Source organism: Paraburkholderia gardini, from assembly GCF_907164545.1.
In the GTDB taxonomy this organism is placed as follows: domain Bacteria; phylum Pseudomonadota; class Gammaproteobacteria; order Burkholderiales; family Burkholderiaceae; genus Paraburkholderia; species Paraburkholderia gardini.
The window spans coordinates 1-2,386 of sequence record NZ_CAJQZB010000072.1 but is presented as its reverse complement, the minus strand read 5'-3'; the positions used below and the strand labels follow the sequence as shown (position 1 = coordinate 2,386).

The 2,386-nt window shown below is 55.4% G+C and carries 4 protein-coding genes; all 4 read left to right on the top strand.

Features of this window, described 5'->3' with window-relative positions; translation table 11 throughout:
• The first annotated feature begins 256 nt into the window (after nt 1–256).
• The 4 genes from LPA37_RS27585 to LPA37_RS27570 all read left to right on the top strand — a co-directional run bounded on the left by LPA37_RS27585 (nt 257) and on the right by LPA37_RS27570 (nt 2,115).
• Nucleotides 257–511: a type II toxin-antitoxin system Phd/YefM family antitoxin gene (locus LPA37_RS27585; protein ID WP_229014254.1), complete on the top strand. Its 255-nt coding sequence runs from the start codon at nt 257–259 to the stop codon at nt 509–511.
• Entirely contained in the window at nt 499–942 is a 444-nt protein-coding gene (locus LPA37_RS27580; protein ID WP_229014253.1) for a type II toxin-antitoxin system VapC family toxin, read from the top strand. Before LPA37_RS27585 ends, LPA37_RS27580 begins: the two co-directional genes overlap by 13 nt.
• Nucleotides 943–1,036: 94 nt before the next feature.
• Entirely contained in the window at nt 1,037–1,612 is a 576-nt protein-coding gene (locus tag LPA37_RS27575) for a hypothetical protein (protein WP_229014252.1), read from the top strand.
• 92 nt (nt 1,613–1,704) lie between these two features.
• Entirely contained in the window at nt 1,705–2,115 is a 411-nt protein-coding gene (locus LPA37_RS27570) for a hypothetical protein (RefSeq protein WP_229014251.1), read from the top strand.
• Nucleotides 2,116–2,386: the final 271 nt, after the last annotated feature.

Below are 2,386 nucleotides of genomic sequence, written 5' to 3'. Positions count from 1 at the left end.
AACGACTAAGTCGAAGCCAGACCGCCCCTTTGAACGACCGCTTCCCGGTGACCAATCTGGGAATCCGAATGGCGAATATGGGTCGTCTGGCGACGTTCGTCCGCCGCTAACGAGCTTTATTTTCCGTTTTCGCAAGCGACCCCTATGACGAATACGCGGGGAGGGGGAGCGCCCTGTGCGGAGAAGGAGGCGCGGCACGTCCTTGACAAAATACGTAAAATACGTAAAATACGTATTCATCAACAACGGAGGTCACATGGCTATCGTAACCGCTACCGATCTCGCTCGCCGCACGAATCAAGTTCTCGATGCGTTGGCACACGGCGAATCGGTGACAATCAAACGCAACAATACGGTACTCGGCACCATCACGCCACCGCAACGCCCGGTGACGGTGCGCGAGGCGTTCCAGCGCGTGCCAAAAATTTCGCCGGAAGTCGGGGATCGGTTCAAGGCCGATATTCGCGACATGGGTTTCGACAACGAGGTACGTGACCCGTGGCAGCAATAATCGTTGACACCTGCGTCTGGATTGACGTGGCAAATGGCTCCATAGATTTAGACGCGGTGCTTCATCAAACCGGGTCGGATTTAGTCTACGTTTCCGCGATGACTATTGGTGAACTCGAATACGGCGCTCAGATTCCGAACGACGCGATGGAGCGCGCACAACGCATGAGTGTGCTGCGCCAGGTGGAACAGATGCCCGTCCTCGAAATCACTCGCCAAACCGCTCAATCGTTCGGGCTACTCGCCACGCTGATGAGGCAGGCTGGACGCAACCCGCGACCGCGTTACAACGATCTGTGGATCGCTTCACAGGCGCATGAACACGGGTATGCGGTTCTCACAAGCAATCCAGACGATTATCAGGGGCTTGGCGTGATTCGGATTATCACTGCGCCGAAGACGAAAAACCCGATTCAGAAGGCGAAGCATTAAAACTTACGGGAAAATCCGCCGCCGCGCGCAGCACTCGACAACAATCAGCGCGATCAGCGCGCCATACGGCCGGTAGACTGCGAAAAATAAATGTATGCACAACAACTATTACCACGTTGACGCTTTGGGCACGCTACAGACCGGTGCCGTGATAGACGCTCGGTCGAATGGCTGGTCAAAGTTCGGATTGCAGTGTGTCTCCCGTTTCCGCGCGGCGGGTCTGTTGGAGGCGCTCGAAAGAAGCGACATTCCTTCATTGCCCGCCATCAAGGCTCTGACTCAAGACTATCGCCGTGAATTCTTCTTGGAACACATTCGGAGGCACCACCCTCTGGTGAAAAATCGGTCGACTTCGAGGTTGAACTCATTCTTCGCAGTCAAGAGTGTGGAGGACGCGCGCAGCTTTATTATTCGACGTCCGACATCGGTGGGGCGCGTCCCGCGCATTTTTATTGTTCACACTGACGGCGACCATCCCGCCCATGATATGAACTGGTTGGATTTTAAGTTTCCGGATGATCCGAATTCCTTCGCCTACCACTATGTCTCCTACTGGAATCGCGTGCTGACTACGGAGGACCAAAACATGTCCAGCAAACTGCACGGGCGCCTGCCAATTCAAGAGGTGTTGATTACATCGCCCGTCACGATCGGCGCTATCGTTGGCTGACCGTACATTGGTTTCATCCTCAGCGCCGGGGTTACTGGATGGCCTACTTCAAGCGCGATAACTCCGCGCGCTGAGACCACGGAAAATCGCAAATGAAAAGAGGCGGCGCAACAGTGATCCGTGCACTGCTGTTATGCAGTGCAGCTTCCAACAATGTGGCTTGGTCTGACGAACACAGCGATGCTCGTGAGCTTGCGCAAGCCATCCAGAAGCAGATGGTCACAACATATTCCTGCCAGAAATTCCTGGGTGGTCTGGGCCAGTACCGTGCCGCGAAAGCCAATGCGGAATATATCTATACGCGGGTTACAAGGGACCGAAATGCGGCTGTTCTGGCCGTGGAAAAAATTGACCGTCACATCCGAGAGACCGGTGGTGACGAACAACTCGATTCCGCGTTGAAGGGGCTATCCGAAATCGACAAGACAAATTTTTGCCTGAATTCAACTGCTGAAGATTCTGACCGGGTCAGACTGCTCGAAGCAAGACTCCATCTGCTCTAGACCACGGAAAGCGAGATGGCACTGAGATTCGTGACCATGGCCGGGGCAGAGGGCGTGACGAGTGATCTGCTACATGCTCGGGCGACTCGCGAATGGTCCGTCTGGACGACCGGTTATCTGGCGTTGGTAGATGAGGCCGAGGCCGGCTTCTCGGCCACCGAATCCATCTGCCGCTCAACATCGCGCATCACTCGACCCACACGCGAACGCAACGTGCGCAGCGCTTTCCTCATCCGCTTGTACTGCTTCGCGTGCGCGTAGCGGCCAATCT

Excerpts from the sequence above, each read along its gene's own strand:
- LPA37_RS27570 (WP_229014251.1), top strand. The coding sequence starts at position 1,705 with ATGAAAAGAGGCGGCGCAACAGTGATCCGTGCACTGCTGTTATGCAGT.
- LPA37_RS27575 (WP_229014252.1), top strand. The coding sequence starts at position 1,037 with ATGCACAACAACTATTACCACGTTGACGCTTTGGGCACGCTACAGACC.
- LPA37_RS27585 (WP_229014254.1), top strand. The coding sequence starts at position 257 with ATGGCTATCGTAACCGCTACCGATCTCGCTCGCCGCACGAATCAAGTT.